24 protein-coding genes and 2 riboswitches are annotated in these 18,277 nt (G+C 33.7%); of the genes, 21 read left to right on the top strand and 3 right to left on the bottom strand.

What is annotated here, in order from left to right; all coding sequences use genetic code 11:
* The first annotated feature begins 17 nt into the window (after window positions 1–17).
* The 11 genes from JOC86_RS01665 (at window position 18) to JOC86_RS01715 (ending at window position 7,641) form a co-directional block, all read left to right on the top strand.
* Window positions 18–449, top strand: coding sequence for a MarR family winged helix-turn-helix transcriptional regulator (locus tag JOC86_RS01665; protein WP_239587345.1), 432 nt, complete (start codon window positions 18–20; stop codon window positions 447–449).
* Window positions 450–649: 200 nt separating this feature from the next.
* On the top strand, window positions 650–1,600 hold the full coding sequence (locus tag JOC86_RS01670; protein WP_205168041.1) for an ABC transporter permease: 951 nt from the start codon (window positions 650–652) through the stop codon (window positions 1,598–1,600).
* On the top strand, window positions 1,593–2,543 hold the full coding sequence (locus tag JOC86_RS01675) for an iron chelate uptake ABC transporter family permease subunit (RefSeq protein WP_205168042.1): 951 nt from the start codon (window positions 1,593–1,595) through the stop codon (window positions 2,541–2,543). The genes JOC86_RS01670 and JOC86_RS01675 overlap by 8 nt, the downstream gene beginning before the upstream one ends.
* On the top strand, window positions 2,537–3,295 hold the full coding sequence (locus JOC86_RS01680; RefSeq protein ID WP_205168043.1) for an iron ABC transporter ATP-binding protein: 759 nt from the start codon (window positions 2,537–2,539) through the stop codon (window positions 3,293–3,295). Before JOC86_RS01675 ends, JOC86_RS01680 begins: the two co-directional genes overlap by 7 nt.
* Window positions 3,296–3,315: 20 nt before the next feature.
* Window positions 3,316–4,251, top strand: a complete 936-nt coding sequence (locus tag JOC86_RS01685; RefSeq protein WP_205168044.1) for a siderophore ABC transporter substrate-binding protein — start codon at window positions 3,316–3,318, stop codon at window positions 4,249–4,251.
* A 143-nt stretch (window positions 4,252–4,394) separates the two neighbouring features.
* Complete coding sequence (locus JOC86_RS01690) at window positions 4,395–4,916, top strand: nucleoside deaminase (RefSeq protein ID WP_205168045.1); 522 nt, start codon at window positions 4,395–4,397, stop codon at window positions 4,914–4,916.
* The gene (locus tag JOC86_RS01695) at window positions 4,913–5,416 is read left to right on the top strand and encodes a 2'-5' RNA ligase family protein (RefSeq protein WP_205168046.1); all 504 of its coding nucleotides are present in this window, start codon (window positions 4,913–4,915) and stop codon (window positions 5,414–5,416) included. The genes JOC86_RS01690 and JOC86_RS01695 overlap by 4 nt, the downstream gene beginning before the upstream one ends.
* Before the next feature lie 101 nt (window positions 5,417–5,517).
* A complete protein-coding gene (locus JOC86_RS01700; protein ID WP_205168047.1) occupies window positions 5,518–5,664 on the top strand; it encodes a hypothetical protein in 147 nt (48 codons plus the stop codon).
* An 82-nt stretch (window positions 5,665–5,746) separates the two neighbouring features.
* Window positions 5,747–6,721, top strand: coding sequence for a ring-cleaving dioxygenase (locus JOC86_RS01705; protein ID WP_205168048.1), 975 nt, complete (start codon window positions 5,747–5,749; stop codon window positions 6,719–6,721).
* A 21-nt stretch (window positions 6,722–6,742) separates the two neighbouring features.
* Complete coding sequence (locus tag JOC86_RS01710) at window positions 6,743–7,351, top strand: alpha/beta hydrolase (RefSeq protein ID WP_205168049.1); 609 nt, start codon at window positions 6,743–6,745, stop codon at window positions 7,349–7,351.
* A 125-nt stretch (window positions 7,352–7,476) separates the two neighbouring features.
* Window positions 7,477–7,641, top strand: coding sequence for a hypothetical protein (locus JOC86_RS01715; protein ID WP_205168050.1), 165 nt, complete (start codon window positions 7,477–7,479; stop codon window positions 7,639–7,641).
* Between the two features lie 87 nt (window positions 7,642–7,728).
* Here the strand turns inward: JOC86_RS01715 and JOC86_RS01720 are convergent, their stop codons facing one another.
* Window positions 7,729–9,051: a TrkH family potassium uptake protein gene (locus JOC86_RS01720; protein ID WP_205168051.1), complete on the bottom strand. Its 1,323-nt coding sequence runs from the start codon at window positions 9,049–9,051 to the stop codon at window positions 7,729–7,731.
* Window positions 9,052–9,054: 3 nt separating this feature from the next.
* Complete coding sequence (locus JOC86_RS01725; RefSeq protein ID WP_205168052.1) at window positions 9,055–9,711, bottom strand: potassium channel family protein; 657 nt, start codon at window positions 9,709–9,711, stop codon at window positions 9,055–9,057.
* Window positions 9,712–9,833: 122 nt separating this feature from the next.
* Window positions 9,834–9,998, bottom strand: a riboswitch (cyclic di-AMP (ydaO/yuaA leader).
* Between the two features lie 361 nt (window positions 9,999–10,359).
* Here JOC86_RS01725 and JOC86_RS01730 point away from each other — a divergent pair.
* From JOC86_RS01730 to JOC86_RS01750, 6 genes are all read left to right on the top strand, one after another.
* Entirely contained in the window at window positions 10,360–10,677 is a 318-nt protein-coding gene (locus JOC86_RS01730) for a protein kinase family protein (RefSeq protein WP_205168053.1), read from the top strand.
* Window positions 10,674–10,955 carry an aminoglycoside phosphotransferase/kinase family protein gene (locus JOC86_RS01735; RefSeq protein ID WP_205168054.1) on the top strand — a complete coding sequence of 94 codons (282 nt, stop codon included), beginning with the start codon at window positions 10,674–10,676 and terminating at the stop codon, window positions 10,953–10,955. Before JOC86_RS01730 ends, JOC86_RS01735 begins: the two co-directional genes overlap by 4 nt.
* A gap of 66 nt (window positions 10,956–11,021) precedes the next feature.
* Complete coding sequence (locus JOC86_RS01740) at window positions 11,022–11,243, top strand: hypothetical protein (RefSeq protein ID WP_205168055.1); 222 nt, start codon at window positions 11,022–11,024, stop codon at window positions 11,241–11,243.
* Between the two features lie 361 nt (window positions 11,244–11,604).
* A complete protein-coding gene (locus JOC86_RS24540) occupies window positions 11,605–11,868 on the top strand; it encodes a VC0807 family protein (protein WP_239587346.1) in 264 nt (87 codons plus the stop codon).
* Between the two features lie 43 nt (window positions 11,869–11,911).
* Complete coding sequence (locus tag JOC86_RS24545; RefSeq protein ID WP_239587347.1) at window positions 11,912–12,154, top strand: hypothetical protein; 243 nt, start codon at window positions 11,912–11,914, stop codon at window positions 12,152–12,154.
* 28 nt (window positions 12,155–12,182) lie between these two features.
* The gene (locus JOC86_RS01750) at window positions 12,183–12,752 is read left to right on the top strand and encodes a GNAT family N-acetyltransferase (protein ID WP_338021697.1); all 570 of its coding nucleotides are present in this window, start codon (window positions 12,183–12,185) and stop codon (window positions 12,750–12,752) included.
* Window positions 12,753–12,909: 157 nt separating this feature from the next.
* Here JOC86_RS01750 and JOC86_RS01755 read toward each other — a convergent pair whose 3' ends face one another.
* Entirely contained in the window at window positions 12,910–13,110 is a 201-nt protein-coding gene (locus JOC86_RS01755) for a cold-shock protein (RefSeq protein WP_205168056.1), read from the bottom strand.
* A 610-nt stretch (window positions 13,111–13,720) separates the two neighbouring features.
* Between JOC86_RS01755 and JOC86_RS01760 the strand changes: the two genes are divergently transcribed.
* From JOC86_RS01760 to JOC86_RS01775, 4 genes are all read left to right on the top strand, one after another.
* The gene (locus JOC86_RS01760; RefSeq protein WP_205168057.1) at window positions 13,721–14,818 is read left to right on the top strand and encodes a glycoside hydrolase domain-containing protein; all 1,098 of its coding nucleotides are present in this window, start codon (window positions 13,721–13,723) and stop codon (window positions 14,816–14,818) included.
* A gap of 535 nt (window positions 14,819–15,353) precedes the next feature.
* Entirely contained in the window at window positions 15,354–15,731 is a 378-nt protein-coding gene (locus JOC86_RS01765) for an SH3 domain-containing protein (protein WP_205168058.1), read from the top strand.
* Between the two features lie 206 nt (window positions 15,732–15,937).
* Window positions 15,938–16,133: riboswitch (cobalamin riboswitch) on the top strand.
* A 140-nt stretch (window positions 16,134–16,273) separates the two neighbouring features.
* On the top strand, window positions 16,274–17,248 hold the full coding sequence (locus JOC86_RS01770; RefSeq protein WP_205168059.1) for a helical backbone metal receptor: 975 nt from the start codon (window positions 16,274–16,276) through the stop codon (window positions 17,246–17,248).
* On the top strand, window positions 17,214–18,275 hold the full coding sequence (locus JOC86_RS01775; RefSeq protein ID WP_205168060.1) for a FecCD family ABC transporter permease: 1,062 nt from the start codon (window positions 17,214–17,216) through the stop codon (window positions 18,273–18,275). The genes JOC86_RS01770 and JOC86_RS01775 overlap by 35 nt, the downstream gene beginning before the upstream one ends.
* Window positions 18,276–18,277 lie beyond the last annotated feature (2 nt).

The following is an 18,277-nucleotide window of genomic DNA, read 5'->3' on the forward strand; positions in this document are numbered from 1 at the left end:
ATAAAGGATTGTTCATATTGAAATATCGTCTCGATGACTCACTCGGCTATAAATTATTTCATGCTTCCCGCCTTATGTGTAATAAGCTAAATCAAAATTTTAAATCAAAAGATTATCCTGTTACATATGAACAATGGCAAATTTTGAGTCGATTATATCAAAAGGATGGCCAAACCCAAAATAGCCTTTCGCGTCAGAACGAAAGAGACCAAGCAAGCGTCTCACGTTTGGTAGATAACCTTATTAAACGTGGTTTAGTGAAACGAAACTTACATCCAGATGACGGTAGAGTTAACATCATTTGTTTGACCAATGAAAGTAAAAAAATACGTGAAAACCTTGAACAGCTGGCTACGAACACAATTAATGAAGCTGGTAAGGGAATTGATACAAAAGATTTAGAGACTTGCTTGCGTGTACTTGATCAAATAAGAGAAAACCTTAAATAAGGTTTTCTCAAAATATTTCCTTGTCGGAACAAGTTTTTTTCGGAAATCTATTGACAAACAATAATGAAAATCATTATCATTTAATGGAGAGGTACATTTGAGAATTATACATACCAGCTGGTTTATTTTTTTTGATGTATTTGAGAATGATTCTCTTTATCAAATGTTCATTCTTAGTATGAAAATGTAAGGATTAATTTATGAAGAAAAGATACTTATGGATTGCTCTTTTGTTATTGTCGTCGATTTCCTTATTTATTGGTGTAATCGATCTAAAACCAACTCAACTATTGAATTTAACAGAAGAACAGAAACAAATTCTTCTAGTTAGTCGTTTTCCAAGACTATTAAGTATTATCATTGCGGGTGTAAGTATCAGTATATGCGGATTAATCATGCAACAGTTAAGCAGAAACAAGTTTGTATCACCAACAACTGCAGGAACGATGGATTCAGCTAGACTAGGTGTTTTAGTATCTTTAATGGTCTTTACTTCAGCAAGCCCCTTACAGAAGATGATTGTCGCCTTTATATTTGCCTTATTAGGAACATTCATTTTTATGAAGATTTTAGAAAAAATTAAATTTAAGGATACTATATTCATTCCACTTGTAGGTTTAATGTTTGGGAATATTATTAGTTCCGTCGCAACGTTTTTTGCCTATAAATATGATCTTATTCAGAACATGTCCACTTTCATGCAAGGTGATTTCTCTATGATTATAAAAGGTCGTTATGAATTGCTGTATGTTAGTATCCCAGTATTATTGATTGCTATTTTATTCGCCAATAAATTTACAGTTGCTGGAATGGGAGAAGACTTTTCAAAAAATTTAGGCCTTAACTATAGGCAAATAGTTAATATTGGACTTGTGATCGTTGCTTTTGTAACTTCATCTGTTGTACTTACAGTTGGGATGATTCCATTTTTAGGTTTGGTTATTCCAAATATTGTTAGTATTTATCATGGGGATAACCTAAAGAAGAATTTACTCCATACAGCATTATTAGGGGCAAATTTCGTCTTAATCTGTGACATCATTGGGAGATTAATTATCTATCCTTATGAATTATCAATTAGTCTTGTAGTTGGCGTAATTGGAAGTGCGATTTTTGCGTATTTACTATTAAGGAGAAAAGCATATGAGTAACAAACTAAGAATGATCATACTTGGCGCAATTGCTCTTTCCTTAATGGCTACTTACTTTTTTATTGATATTGGATCAAATTGGGACTATGTTCTGCCGCGTCGGGGAGAGAAGCTTGTTGCTATCATTGTCACAGGAGCTTCTATTGCATTAGCAACAGTTGTATTCCAAACAATTACCCATAATAGAATCTTAACGCCAAATATAATTGGACTTGATTCATTATATATGTTGATACAAACGATTTTGATTTTTCTATTTGGTTCAATGAGCCAAACCGTAATGAATAAAAACCTTAATTTTGTTATAACCATTGTTCTGATGATCTTATTCTCTCTTCTTTTATATAAGTTTTTATTTAAAAGAGAAGATCAGAATATTTATTTCTTATTATTAATTGGGTTAATTTTTGGAACATTGTTTGGAAGTTTATCTACATTCATGCAAGTTCTCATTGATCCAAATGAGTTTCAAATTATCCAAGATCGTATGTTTGCTAGCTTCAATAATATTCAGTCAGATTTATTATTGATTTCATTGATTCTGATCATTATTGTTTTCATCTATTTTACAAGGTATCTGAAGTATTTAGATGTTTTGTCATTAGGTAGGGATGAAGCAGTAAACCTAGGAGTAGATTATCATTTCATTGTAAAAAGGCTACTAATCATTGTTGCTGTCCTTATCTCGATATCCACGGCATTAGTAGGTCCATTGACCTTTTTAGGACTAATCGTTGCGAATGTAGCATATGAGTTTTTGAAAACCTATCGACATTCCTACTTTATTATAGGCTCTATGCTGATTAGTATTATCGCACTTATCGGTGGACAGCTCATTGTTGAAAGAGTATTTTCTTTTACTACTACCTTAAGTGTAATCATTAATTTTACAGGGGGAGTTTACTTTATTTATCTACTTTTAAAGGAGAATAAGTCATGGTAGAAGTAAAAAACATCTCAAAGCGATATGGAAGTAAAAATGTTGTTGAAAATGTATCCATTCAAATTAAAAAGAAGAAAATCACTTCTTTTATAGGGCCAAATGGTGCTGGAAAAAGTACTGTATTGTCTATGATGAGCCGCTTATTAACTATGGATGAGGGAGAGGTTACGATAGATGGAAAAAACATCCATAAATATACTAGTCGGGAATTGTCCAAGAAAGTTTCTATATTAAAACAATCCAATCATATAAGTCTTCGCTTAACGATTCGAGAACTTGTTTCATTCGGTCGTTTTCCATACTCCCAAGGAAATTTAACCAAGAAAGATTGGGAATATGTCGATCAAGCAATTGAATATATGGGACTTGTGGATATACAAGGTAAATTTCTTGATCAATTAAGCGGGGGACAAAGGCAGAGAGCATATATTGCAATGGTTATCGCTCAGGATACTGAATACATTCTACTTGATGAGCCTTTAAATAATTTAGATATGAAGCATTCTGTACAAATCATGAAAACACTAAGGAGATTGGTAGAAGAATTAGGGAAGACCATTATTATTGTGATTCATGATATTAACTTTGCTTCTTGCTATTCTGATGAAATCGTTGCACTAAAAGATGGAAAGGTTGTCAACCAAGGGCCTACCAAAGAGATTATCCAATCAAATATTTTAAATCAGATATTTGAAATGGATATTGATATTAAGAATATTGATGATCATAAAATCTGTGTTTATTTTACATAAAACTTATGAGGTGATAAAAGATGAAAAAGTTTTCATTTATAATGTTAACAGCACTTGTCTTGTTGTTATCAGCATGTGGTACAAATGATAAAGCAAATGGAAATGAAGAAAATAAAAAGGCAGAAGAGTTAACGATCAAACATGAATTAGGTGAAACAAAAGTAAAGAAAGACCCTGAAAAGGTTGTGGTCTTTGATTTCGGAATCCTCGATTCAATGGATAAGCTAGGAATTGAAGTGGCAGGATTACCCCAATCAAATGTTCCGTCATATTTATCTAAATACGCGGACAGCAAATATGAGAATACAGGTAGCTTAAAAGAACCAGATTTTGAAAAAATCAGCGAGATTCAGCCTGATTTAATCATTATTTCAGGTCGTCAATCTGATTTATATGAAGAATTTACAGAAATAGCTCCAACGATTTATTTAGGTGTAGATACAAGTCGTTACATGGAATCATTCAAAGAAAACACTACTACATTAGGAAAAATTTTCGATAAAGAAAAAGAAGTAGAGAAAGAATTAGCAGCTATTGATGAATCCATTCAGAAACTAAAAAATAATACTAAAAAAGACAATAAGAAAGCTTTAATTGTATTAGCTAATGATGATAAAGTTAGCGCATATGGTGCTGGATCTCGATTTGGTATTATTCACGATGTATTTGGATTTACACCTGCTGACGAAAAAATTGAAGTCTCCACTCATGGTCAAAGTATTTCCTTTGAGTATATAGTCGATAAGAATCCTGATTACTTATTTGTCATTGACAGGGGAGCAGCTATTGGAGAAGAATCCTCCGCCAAACAAGTTGTCGAAAATGAATTAGTAAAGACCACAAATGCATACAAAAATAGCGCCATTACCTATTTAGATCCAGATTTCTGGTACTTGTCTGGAGGCGGATTAGTTTCCGTATCCGAGATGATTAAGGAAGTAGAGGCAAGCTTATAATTATCATGAAAAAGAGGGGATTGTTCATAACTGTTCAATCCCTTTTCTTTTTGCTCAAATGAAGAACTCCTCGTAAGTGATAGGATTACAAAATTCTGAATTATGATAAAATAATCATACAAAATTAAGATGGAGGAAATTACATGAATCATGAGAAAGACCGGTTTTTTTTAGAGCTTGTCTTAAAAGAGGGAGAAAAAGCATTTTTTGAACATACGTATCCTGTTGGGGCTGTCATAGTGGACGAAAATGGAACATTGATAAGTAAAGGTAAAAATAGAGTTTATTCAAGTAATGACCTCACTTCACATGCAGAAATTGAGGCAATTCGAAATGCAGGTAAAAAGATGATGCAAGCGAAGATTTTAAAAAAACGATGGACACTATACACTAGCTTAGAGCCTTGTCCAATGTGCACGGGAGCTCTATTATTTGCTCATATCAAGAAGGTTGTTTGGATTTTAAATGATGAAGCAGGGTTCGGTGGTTTTACAAAAATAAGAAAGTCGAAAGTATTTGATGAGCGGTTTAACCAAATTAGTTATGTAGAAGAGCCGTTCTTAGACTTAAAAGAAAAGCAGCAAGAATTAATGAAAAGATGGCTAGAACATCCAAACAATGTTATAAATCAAAGAATGAACCTTGTGGAGAAATCAACTCAATGAAAAGATCAATATGTCTATTTCCTAAATTTACAAATGAAGACAGAATACATAAATGGAGAGAAAAATATGACCCTTTACATCAACTCATCCCACCCCACATCACATTAGTTTTTCCATTTGAGAGTGATTATTCTTCCAATAAATTAATAAAACATGTTCAACAAACACTAAAGGGTTTTAAACCTATTAATATTAGACTGCAAGGAATTACTGGAGAGGGTAAACAATATGTATTTCTTAATGTAAAAAGAGGCAGCGATCAAATCATTGAACTTCACGATCGGTTATATAGCGGATTATTAAAGAAGTATTTAAATCGAACGGTGACATATAACCCCCATCTTACAATAGGTAGAATAAAAAATACAGAGAAGTTTGATACTATTTTAGAAGAAACAAGTAGAGAAGAAACTGTTTTTTGTTCAAATATAACTGAAATTATTTGTGAAAAAATTAGTAACGATGAAAAATCGATCATAGAGTTCAAACATCTTTTATAAGGGCTGTTTTCTAAAAGACTGTTGTTTATAAGAACATAAATTTTTGTATAAAGGTTGGTCTTCGCTGCAGGCACGAGACTCTTGCGGGAGAAGCGGGACACGTGAGACCTAAGCAGGAGCAAGGCGACGAGGATGCTCACACCATCCGCCCCGCGGAAAGCGAGCATCCTGGAGAGGAAACCAACAACCCCCTTTTCAAAACAATGTTTACGAAAAAGCATTTAAAAGGAGTCGGAAAATATTCCTAATTTGACATGATCAATATTATTTTATACAATTATCTTGAATTCAAAATAAATTATTTCGAGACATTAATTAGGAGGAATTTTAATGGAACTTAAAGGAATACATCATGTATCAGCTCTAACTGCGAATGCGCAAGAAAACTTCCGGTTTTATACTGAAACTTTAGGATTAAGATTAATTAAGAAAACAGTGAATCAGGACGATATTTCTGTTTATCATTTATTTTATGGAGATGAAAAAGGAAATCCAGGTACTGAATTAACATTCTTTGAGATCCCAATGGCTGCAAAAAACCATGAAGGGGTTAACAGTATTTCTGAAATTGCCCTTAGGGTTAAAGACGATTCCTCTTTATCATTCTGGAAATCAAGGTTTGAGGAGCTTGGAGTAGAACATGGAGAAATTACGAAACGGTTTAATCGAAAAATATTAAGTTTTAAAGATTTTGAAGGTCAGCGATTATCATTAGTTTCTGACGAACATAATCAGGGTGTAAAAGCTGGTACTCCATGGGGCAAAAGTCCAATTCCAAAAGAATTTGCGATAGTAGGATTAGGGCCAATCAAACTAACAGTGAGCTATGCTGAATCTACTGCGAAGATTTTAACAGAACTAATGGATTATCGAAAAATTGGGGAATACCCATCTGCAATAAATGGTCAATCAAATATTTTAGTTTTTGAAACAGGGAAAGGAGGAACTGGTTCGGAGGTTCACCTAGAGGAGCGACAAGATTTATCACCTGAAAGACTAGGAAGAGGCGGTGTTCATCATGTTGCATTCCGTGTAGAAGATAAAGATGAAATGATGAAATGGATCGATAAAGTAAAAGATGCAAAGATTCCAAATTCAGGATTTGTAGATCGCTTCTATTTCCGCTCTCTATACTTTAGAGAAGCAAACGGTATCCTGTTTGAACTAGCTACTGATGGTCCTGGATTCGATACGGATGAAGATCTAGAGCATCTTGGTGAATCGCTTGCGCTGCCACCGTTTTTAGAATCAAGAAGAGCAGAAATTGAAGCAAAGCTTAAACCTCTAAATACAAAGAAATCATAAATAAAAGGGAGTTGACTTACTTTGCAGCATATTTTCAAAAAAGGACAAAATCCAGACGAGCCAACATTGCTATTACTACATGGAACTGGAGGAACAGAGGACGATTTACTTCCGTTAGCTGAACTTGTTTCTCAACAATCGTCAGTGTTAAGTGTCCGTGGTAATGTTTCAGAAAACGGCATGCCTCGATTCTTTCGACGTCTAGCTGAAGGGGTATTTGATGAAGAGGATCTTATTTATCGTACAAAAGAACTTCATGAATTTTTAGATGATGCCTCAAAGAAGTACGATTTTGACCGAAGGAATATTGTCGCACTCGGTTACTCTAATGGAGCCAACATTGCTGGAAGTCTGCTTTTTCATTATGAAGATTCGTTAAAAGGAGCTATCCTTCACCATCCGATGGTCCCAAGAAGGGGAATCGAATTACCTTCGTTAAATCATATACCCGTCTTTATTGGTGCAGGAAAAAATGACCCCATTTGCCCGGCAATGGAATCAGAGGAGTTAACAAGTCTATTAAGTAATGCAGGTGCAAATGTAACATTGCATTGGGAAAATTATGGTCACCAACTTACTCGTTCAGAAGTAGATATGGCAGCAGTATGGTATCAAAGACATTTCAAATAATCATATCAAAATTTACCGCATTATTTCGAATGATGTCAATTTTATTAAAATTATTCAAAGAATCATTGACAAACATAGACATAATAATGAATTACAGATAGAGTGTAATTTAAAGGAGGGTTACTATGTTTATGTTATGCAAATGCGGAAAAGGAATGACCAATCTTGAACCTAGAGAAATAGAAGGTAAAGTGATTCAAGGTCATTTATGTGAAAATTGCGGTAGTTTGTATGAAATCACAAGAGATACCTCCGAAACTTTAGTTAGAACCGAGTGGGTTAAAAGTTAATCTATCTACCTATAAATATTAATGTGAATTTGAAAGAAGCAAAAAAAGGTTAGCCTAACGGTGTATAGAGCTAACCTTTTTATATTATTATCCTGTTAAAACATCTTCTTTTGGGTAAGAAACTTTCTCTTTAGTCGGTTTTGCTAATGAAAATGCTAGAGTAAGAGGACCCAATTTCCCTATAAACATAACCAAAATGATGATCCATCTCCCTGTATAGGTTAAATCTCCAGTTATCCCCATAGATAGACCAACAGTCCCAAATGCTGAGACCACTTCAAACAAGATGCTTATAAATTCCGGATTTTTTTCAGTCATTGTTAGGATAAATAATGCTGAGAATACCAGAAGAACACTGATCATTGAAATAGCCAGTGATTTAAAGACAATAGTATGGTCAATTTGACGGTTATATGCACGGATTTCTTTTTTTCCTTTTATAAAAGCAAACATTGAAAAAAGAATGACAATAAATGTTGTTAGCTTTATTCCTCCACCAGTTGATGCGCTTCCGGCTCCAATAAACATTAACAGGATCATAAATAAAATCGATGAATCTTCCATGCTACCAATATCTACTGAATTGAAACCGGCTGTTCGAGTTGTTACTGCTTGAAAATATGAGCCAAAGAGCTTACCTGTTAAAGGAAGATCGCCAATTGTCTTTACATTATTAAATTCAATTAGAAAAATAACCAGCATGGCAATGACATTAAGTAAAAATGTTCCTAAAATCATTAGCTTTGTATGAAGAGATAATTTTCGCCAGCTTTTTGTATACCACAGGTCTGAAAGTACGGTAAATCCAATTCCACCAATAATGAATAAACAGGAAATAACAATGGTAACAAGTGGACTATCGACATATTGCATAAGGCTATCTGACCAAATCGAAAATCCCGCATTATTAAAAGCAGAAATAGAATGAAATAAACTATAATATAGACCTTTTCCAATACCATATTCAGGAACCCACTTAATAGAAAGAAACACTAATGCAATCGATTCAACAATTAGAGAGAAAATAAATAAATGCTTTACTAAGCGGATGACTCCTCCAATAGAATTTTGATTTAATGCTTGTTGAATGATTAATCTTTCTTTAAATCCGATTTTCTTTCCGATTAATAAAAATATAAGCATAGCAAAGGACATAATTCCAAGTCCGCCTACTTGGATTAAACACATGATCACTACTTCACCAAAAACAGTAAAAGCTGTACCTGTATCAACAACAACTAAGCCAGTTACAGTCATAGCTGAAGTCGATGTAAATAAAGCATTGATCCAAGTAATTGAATCTGTAGTCGACACTGGTAGTTTTAGTAAACATGTCCCTAAAAGAATAAAACCTGAAAAAACTGAAACAAGTAATTGGGGAGGACTTAATTGTATATTTCTTCTTATCATGGACTAGACACCTGCTTTTTCAAAACGCTGAATATCTCTGTTGTGCCCAATAACGACAAGAATATCATCCCTTTCGACTTTCTCTTCTGCTGAAGGCGAAACAATAATTCCTTCAGCACGTTGAATGGCAATAATATTGCATCCATATTTAGCTCTAACATCCAACTGAATGAGTGTTTTTCCTGCAACTTTACTTGAAGCTGATACTTCAACAATGCTGTGGTCGCTTGAAAGTTCAATATAATCAATGATTTTTTCTGAAGTTATATGGTGGGCAATACGTCTAGCCATATCTCTCTCAGGATGAATGATTTTATCTGCTCCAATTTTTTCCAATACTTTTTGATGGTAACTATTTGAAGCCTTCACCCATACATCATTGATTCCTAAATCTTTCAGGAGCAGGGTGGTTAAAATACTTGCTTCAATATTCTCCCCAAATGATACAACTACCGTATCAAAATTCCTGATTCCAAGTTGCTTTAATACCGTTTCATCCATTGCATTGGCTTGAACAGCATGAGTAGCGATATCACTATATTTATCTACAACTTCATGGTTGATATCAATGGCTAAAACCTCTACCCCTAAGTGACTTAATTCTGATACAAGATTTCCTCCGAAACGTCCAAGTCCAATTACGGCAAATTGATCTTTCATGATGAGAATCCCTCCAATAAATGGTTATTAAATCGATTTTTCCTATCAATACAAAATTATGAACACAAAAAAGACCGCAGGGGACTAGCCCTGTGGTCTTAGAAATTTTCAGATCACAAGTATCATCCTCTCCCAATACGCTTACGAGGTTAGCTGTCGGATTCGGGTTATGGAAGTAACCCTACCTATTTAAAGGATTCACCCCAAGAGACTGATGAAGTGACAAGTAATAATTCACAGTCCCAAAAGTGGTTCCCCCGCTCCAAAGGATTAAGCGAAAAAGAATATAACATTTGATGAAAGTTATATTACTCCTCAATGAAAGGAAAGTAAAGAGAAAAGAAGAGGCAAAATTATTCAAAAATCAGCAAATTATTCTATATTTAGGCATTACCCCAATGAAATGATTAATATAATCCTTCTTTTAGTGATTTCCTTAAAGATTCGTTTCTTTTAAATATAAAAAATGTTTATATTTTCTATATTCGAAGAAAGAAAGATAAGATCAAAAAAGGGAATATTCGCTCCTATACCGCTATCTTTTATCAACATCCGTTGAGAATAAGGAGCGGTTAATAAAAGTGCAGCTGTCAATTATGAAAAAAAGTACTTAATTCAAAGGTACATTATCATCTTGCTCGTACCATTTTGGGGGATTGGAATCTTGAAAGTAGTGAAATACATTTTATTAGAGTCAGTCAAAACTTTATTTATCTTGTTGTTTATGAGAATAATAAATACATTTTAAGATTGACGCCAATGGGGAACAAAGATAGGATCCAACTTGAGATTGATTTTTTAATCTATCTACATCTTAATGGAATTAATGAAAATATTCCTATAAAAAGTGCAGATTCAAACTTTATTAAAAGATATACCTTTTTTGACTACAATATACAAGCAGTGTTATATCACTATATAGAAGGAGGACATTATGAAAGCGAAAAATTAACTAATAAAACTTGATGGACTGGGAGAAGGAATTAGGAATTCTTCATAACCATGCCAAACAGTTTAAAGGCGGAATAAAAAATCCATGGTCCTTTATTCAAAATATAGAGTATTCACTCCCTATGGATGATGTAGATTTAAAGAATAAATGGGAACAAATAAAAGCTCACTTATTGAGGGTTTCTTCAGAGCTAGAAAAAAGTATCATTTATTTTGACTTTGAACTTGATAATTTATTATGGAATGAGAGATGTATCCACATAATTGATTTTGAGGGATATCAATTTTCATGATTAGTTGCTGATATTGCATATGCGGTAAGGGATATAGCTGATCAACCAGCTGCATATGAGCAATTTTTGAAGGGATATTCGAAGGAGAGAGTACTTTCTGAAAGTGAATTAAAAGCCGTTCCAATCTTTCAACATTTACACTATTTTTATTTGTATTGTGTAATTAGAAACAGTTTAGATTTGGATCCAGCAGAAGGTCACTCTGAGTGGATGAATAACTTAATTAAAAAGATCCAATTTATGCAAAATAAGATTAAAGATAAGATATTTAATGATGATTTAAAATAAATGGGGAATAATGCGTTTGAAGAAAAGGACGATCAATAGAGGGTGGATTTACATTATCTATCTAAAGTAAATTGTGTAGGGGTATCAAGCTTTACTTTCTAAACTCGTTAATTGTGGAACAGACATTTTTATGGTTTCAATCTAGATCATCCTATTTCCGCTTGATAGGATGGATCATAATATAATTTCATAAGCAAATTATTACGCAAGCATTAACGAACAGATGAATTTTTTGGGGTTGAGGGGATAGAGGGTGAACCATTGAAAAAATATATTGCATTACTTGATATTTTTTTTATGTTGTATTTCCATTGGCGGTTTGGAATTTAACAAGGGACGATATAGGGGATTATTACCCGCCATGCTTCTGTCATCAGTTCCTGGAATTATCTATAGTATCTATCGATTTTTTGAACTTAAAAAAGTGAATTTCTTTGGGATATTTATGATTGTAACATTAATTATTGGTACACTAATAGATGTATTAGCAGGATCAGCGATTCAGTTATTATGGAATAACGTCATTTACGCTTATGTAATGTCAGGATTCTTCCTTCTCACAATTCTGATAAAAAAGCCTATTACCCTTTACTTTGCTCTTGACTTCAGACCTTCAAGGACATGATCGTGAATTCAATAGAAGATTATTTTTTGAAAAAAAGTTATTTATGATCTTTAACTTAATTACTTTAAGTTTTGTTTTACGAAGTGGAGTCCTTGCTGTAATAAAAACATATCTCATTTTGGAATATGGTGTTGAAGCATTTGATAAAGGAATCATCGTCCGACAGGTACTTAGTTGGTTATTAACAGGCATTTCAGTTTTGGGGTTTCTTTACATTGGAAAAATTATAAATGACTCACCTGAATTGATTGAAAAGGTTAGAAAAAAGATGGAAGTAAGGGATTAGAGTCATTGAAAGACCAGGGGGTAATCTTGTGAGCAAAGAAATGGACGAACTATTTATTGAAACAAACCACTTCAATTTAAGGGAATTAAGATTAGAGGATGCTACTGCATTATTCCCAATTATAAGTGATGAGGGCACAATGAAATTCATTACACCACATCCTGTTAAAACGTTGAAGGAAATGAAGTCCACTGTAAACAAAATGATTGAGGGTTGTAAATCCAAGCAAGAAGTAGTTTGGGTCATTGAAGATAAAACCACAAAAAAAGTAGTTGGTGTATTCAGATTTCATAAATGGAACCAGTGGCATAAGAAAGCGGAAATAGGGGTCGTTATTCGAAACGAGTACCAAAATCAAGGGGTCATGAAAGAAATCCTACCGAAAATGCTTTACCATGGTTTTATGAAAATGAACCTTAATAGGATTGTAGGAGATATTTTTGAAGGGAATAAGGCATCTATGAAACTATTAATTAATCATGGCTTTCATAAAGATGGCCAATTACGCGAAACAGATTTTGACGGAAGCGAATACCATGACACAATTGTTTATTCTTTATTAAAGAGAGAGTATGAAGTACTTTATAACGAACATTAAATTTTTTTACATAATTTACGAAGTTATGCTATAATAAGATAAACCATTAACTGTATTGCATATTTTGATCCCCGCTCACTTGGAGTGGGGATTTTTCAATTCTAATGCTGTTAATATAAAAAAAGAGACCCTCGATTGAGAGCCCCTTATAGCATTATTATGCTTTAGTTACGTTAGCAGCTTGGTCCCCACGGTTTCCTTGAACGATTTCAAAAGAAACTGATTGACCTTCTTCTAAAGTTTTGAAACCTTCGCCTTGAATTGCTGAGAAGTGTACGAATACGTCGTCGCCATCTTCACGCTCGATGAATCCGAAACCTTTTTCTGCATTAAACCATTTTACTGTACCTTGTAACATTTTGTTACCTCCTAGTGTTCTAACACGAAATTTAGTACTATTCTTGCTCTTCAAAAATCAAGGCGAAAAGTTAAAAACTTGTTCTATCCTTACATTGCCGAACAAAAATAATTCTATTACATCATAGCAGTATTTAGCGTATTTATCAAGGGTAGATGAATATTCCTTTATGAATGTTTTAAATATCATGCACCAATCAATTTAATGATAATGAAGTTATTATACATATTCAAAGGCCACAATGGAATAAATTTACCAATCTGATGAAGATAACCATTCTAACTAATTATGCATCTTGGTGGATAAACGAAGATTCTAGGTGGAAAGAAATGAAGTGTATTAAAAAGCAAAAGATTATCAATGAATTCCCCGTAATAGCGGGTGTTGTGAATAATTTTCCAAAACAAAGCGGTCCTAATTGCCTTGCAGCTACCGCAATTTAATGTTATTTATGAAATGATAGAGTCTACTAAAGTGTTTTAATCATAAAGATAAATCAGAAGAATGACAGGACTGATAGCCATATTGTGCTAGTAAAGCTATGCCTTAAAATCACCCTTTTCTCTTTTTGTACATAAAATGCGACGAAGAGACAGAAAGGGTGTGAATCATGTTCCAAAAAAAACCTCTTATTATGCTGCTCGTCCCATTATTAGTTCTATTGTCCTTAATTTCTGGTTTTCTTATCTATAAGGGTGGTTTCCAAGATTGTCAAAGCCTTCTTATTGAAAAGAAAGCTCATACACAACAATCTCATAACGGTATCACTCCGAAGGGCACAAACAACATCCAAAACAATGTAGATAACCAAGGCTCAAGCTCAGCAGAAAATACTATTAATAATTCTGTCGATCACAATACTGGAGAAAATGGATCAAATAATATAACAAATAATATTATCAATAATGTAGAAGTCAATGTAAATGGTAATGGTAATGTTAAAAACTCCATTTCAAATAATATCAGCAATTTAGATGAAGCTAATAAACAAAACTCTGCTGGAACTAATGAAAGTAATGACAAATCTTCTGATAATGGGAAAAAAGAAGAAAAAAAACAAAACGAAATCGTATGGGGAATTGATACGGCAAGCAAAACCAACGAAGGATTTTATAATTGTGTAAACGAGAATTTTGGAAGTCCGCAGGTGGTGGGTCGTTATTTAGGAACTAAAGAGGATGTTTCAAAAGGAATTACCATTGAAGAAAAAGAGGCTATCAAATCAAAAGGGGCACATATACTACTAATTCACAATCGGTTTAATGATGCAACCGGATATGAGAATGGAGTAGAAGAAGCAAAAGAAGCAATTTCTCTAGCAGAAGAACTAGGAGTGACTGAAGGTGTTGCTCTCTTTGCAGATATAGAACCTATTTACCCGGTAAATAAAGAATTTATTTTAGGATGGTATGAAACAGTAAGTTCTTCCAAATATGAACCAGGAATATACGGCATTTTTGAAAAGGATAATCCTCTTTACAATGCATTTAATAATGCTGTAAATTCTAATCCTAGTTTGAAGGAGAATCTCATACTTTGGACGTCTGCCCCTAATACAGGGATCACAACTGAAGAACAATCACCTGAGTACCAACCAACAGCTCCAGAAGGCTCACAAGTTATCGGATGGCAATATGGAATAGGCTCTAAAACTTGCAATATTGATACTAATTTATTTAACATGAAGTTTCAAGATATGCTTTGGTGATAAAAGAATCGATTAATCATCCTCCTTTCATATTCTTATAATATTAGAAGGATTTTTCAATATAATAAATAGTCCTACTTCTCATTATGATGAAGTGGGACTATTTTTTTTGATATTCAGTTTGTTTGATATAAATCCTATCCACACTTTTACTTTCGAATTCTTATCTTTTTTCGATTTTGAAAAACTTTTATTAAGAAGGTAATAGATTCCTTCCTCAAGGATGACTAATAGAAACACAGGTAAAAGAATGATTATGGTCCACTCCCACATAGAAAAACACCTCTTAGTTAATATTCCACCTTTTAATATATATTCCTTTATTTCCCTAACAATTCCCTTCCATAAACATTCTTTTGCAAACTCTTTTCACTATCTGCAGGATTTTAACATCTTTAACAGAATTTAAATGATTAATATAAATTTATTCATTACACCATAAGGTATCGTCCATTAGATTGGGGGATTCTACTTATTTTTTTGGAAATAAAAAGGTATTAATAATTTAACTAGTTTTTAAGGAGAGTGTGTTTTCTTGAAATATAGAATAACTCAGCATCATTCTAGTAAATGTCCTAAACCCCTGATTTTAAAGCAAGGAGCGATCGTCAAAGTGGGAGGTTTATATAACGGTGAAAATAATGAATGGGTTAATTGGAGATACTGTACTTCTATTGAGAGTAACCTCTCTGGATGGGTGCCAGATCAAATTATTGCAATCACAGATGAACACGGAATGATTCTTGAAGATTACGATGCAACTGAATTAGATTGTTATAAAGAGAGTATTATTGAAGGGATTCAAGAATTAAACGGTTGGGTCTGGTGTCGAGATCTAACGAACAATAGAAGAGGTTGGGTCCCTAAGAATAAATTAGAAAAGATTGATACAAAACGTGTAGAGCTAATATAAATTAGTGAGATGATTCAATTGGTTTCGTGAGCATACTATTAAAATATTAAAAAATCTTTTTAGAAGGATTTTCTTGTATTTGAAGAGATGCTCCGAAATCTTATAGGATCATCTTTTTAATAAAAAGCTTTGAAACCTTTTCCTTATGCACATTATTTATAATGCATTATTTTGTCGATTGGTGTATAATCAATTTTGCGGAAAATTTTATAGTATTAAGTATAGGTGGGGATGATTCCTTGAATATCATCCCCTTAAAAGGGAAGTTGGTGAAATGCCAACGCGGTCCCGCCACTGTAAATGGTAGCAATGTTGCAAGAAAACCACTATACATTTATGTATGGGAAGGAGCAACAAGCTATGACCATAAGCCAGGAGACCTGCCTATTCGAGAACACCATATTTGCCTACGAGGATAGGAGAGGTGTGTGACAGATCAGGAAACTCTTCGTTATGCTTCATTGTTTCGAATCTAGTCATACATACAGCATCTCCAATCATGTGGGGATGCTTTTATTTTTGGACAACAGGGGGAAGTTATTGTGAAAAAGTTTTATTCGTTTTTATTAGTATTATTATTATCATTTGGAGTTTTAGCTGGATGCGGACAAAGTGACTCCAATGATGGAGCAAAGAAGAAAGAAAATCCACAAACAGTGGAAACAGAAAAAGCTGAATTTCCAGTTACCATTAAAGATGCCTCTGACAAAGAAGTAGTTATAGAGAAAAAACCGGAACGTATTGTTTCACTAATTCCAAGTAATACAGAAATTGCTTTTAGTTTAGGGTTAGGTGATGAAGTAGTTGGTGTTTCAGATTTCGACACCTACCCTAAAGAAGTTGCGAACAAAGAAAAAATTGGCGGAATGGATTTTAATTTAGAAAAAATTATTTCTCTAAACCCTGATCTAGTACTTGCACATGGTTCAAGTGCTCATAATTCAACGGAAGGTTTACAACAGTTAAGGGATTCTGGAATTAAAGTCATCATTGTAAATGATGCCAAAAGCTTTGAGGAAGTCTATAACTCAATTGAAATGGTAGGTAAAGCTACTGGTGAAGTTAAAAAATCAAAAGAAATAATATCTGATATGAAGGGGAAAATAGCTAATATTAAAGAAAAAGCTGCTGAAATAACTGAGGATGAGATGAAAACGGTTTATGTTGAAGTTTCTCCAGCACCAGAAATGTTCACAACCGGAAAGAATACTTTCATGAATGAAATGCTAGAAATCATCAATGCTAACAATATGGCGGGTAATTTAGACGGATGGGTAAAAATAGACCAAGAAGCTATTATTAAAAAGAATCCAGATGTCATCATTACAACTTACGGTTATTATACAGAAGACCCTGCTGGACAAGTTTTAAGTCGCGACGGATGGAAAGATATCAATGCTGTAAAAAATAAACAAGTATTTGATGTTCATTCTGAAATTGTTACCCGTTCAGGCCCAAGACTTGCAGAAGGAGTAGAGGAACTTGCTAACGCCATTTATCCGGAAGTCTTTAAGTAACAATAAATTCATTGCTTATATTCTTTGTTCTATTTTTTTCATTGTATCAATATTGTTCGCAATATCGATTGGAACCGTTTCAATTCCAATTACCACTATATTAACGATTATTAGTTCAGAAGTACTCCACCTTCCCATCCAAGGGATCGAAGAGTCTATGTTTACAAACATCGTTATGAAGGTTCGTTTGCCACGAGTATTATTGGCAGGGTTAGTAGGGGCGTCTCTTGCAATTGCAGGAGCCGCCTTTCAAGGTTTATTACGAAATCCACTTGCAGATCCCTTTACCCTTGGAGTTTCATCAGGCGCCTCCTTGGGTGCGGTATTAGTGTTGTTTTTCAATCTATCCTTACCCATCATTGGAATTTTCACTTTACCTGTCTTAAGTATTTTATTTTCCATTTTTACCATATTCATCGTATTAATTTTTGCAAAAAAAGTAGAAAGTACAATGAAGGTAGAAACGATTATATTAACGGGTATTATCTTTTCATCCTTTCTTGGTTCATTAATTTCTTTATTAATTGCCTTAACTGGTGATGAACTCCGCCAAATCATTGGCTGGCTTTTAGGCAGCGTCTCGATGAGAGGCTGGGATTATATTAAGATTATCATTCCATTTTTTGTTGTCGGTTCAATCATTCTTGTATTTAGTGCGAAGGAATTAAATGCAATGTCTTTTGGAGAAGAACGTGCACAGCATCTAGGTGTTAATGTTGCACGTAAAAAAATGATCGTACTAACAGCTGGTTCTATTCTAACAGGAGCTGCTGTGGCTGTTTCTGGGACAATTGGTTTTGTTGGATTAGTGATTCCTCATCTTATACGATTATTGTGGGGACCTGATCATCGACATTTACTGCCATTAGCTATGATTACGGGAGCAGGGTTTCTTATTCTTGCTGACTTAGTTTCTAGAACGATTATATCACCCACAGAATTACCGATTGGAGTCATTACCAGCATTATCGGAGCTCCAATTTTTGCGATATTATTATTAAACCGAAAAAGAGAAAGAAGAGGGTAACG

The sequence above is a fragment of the Rossellomorea pakistanensis genome, from assembly GCF_016908495.1.
GTDB lineage: Bacteria > Bacillota > Bacilli > Bacillales > Bacillaceae_B > Rossellomorea > Rossellomorea pakistanensis.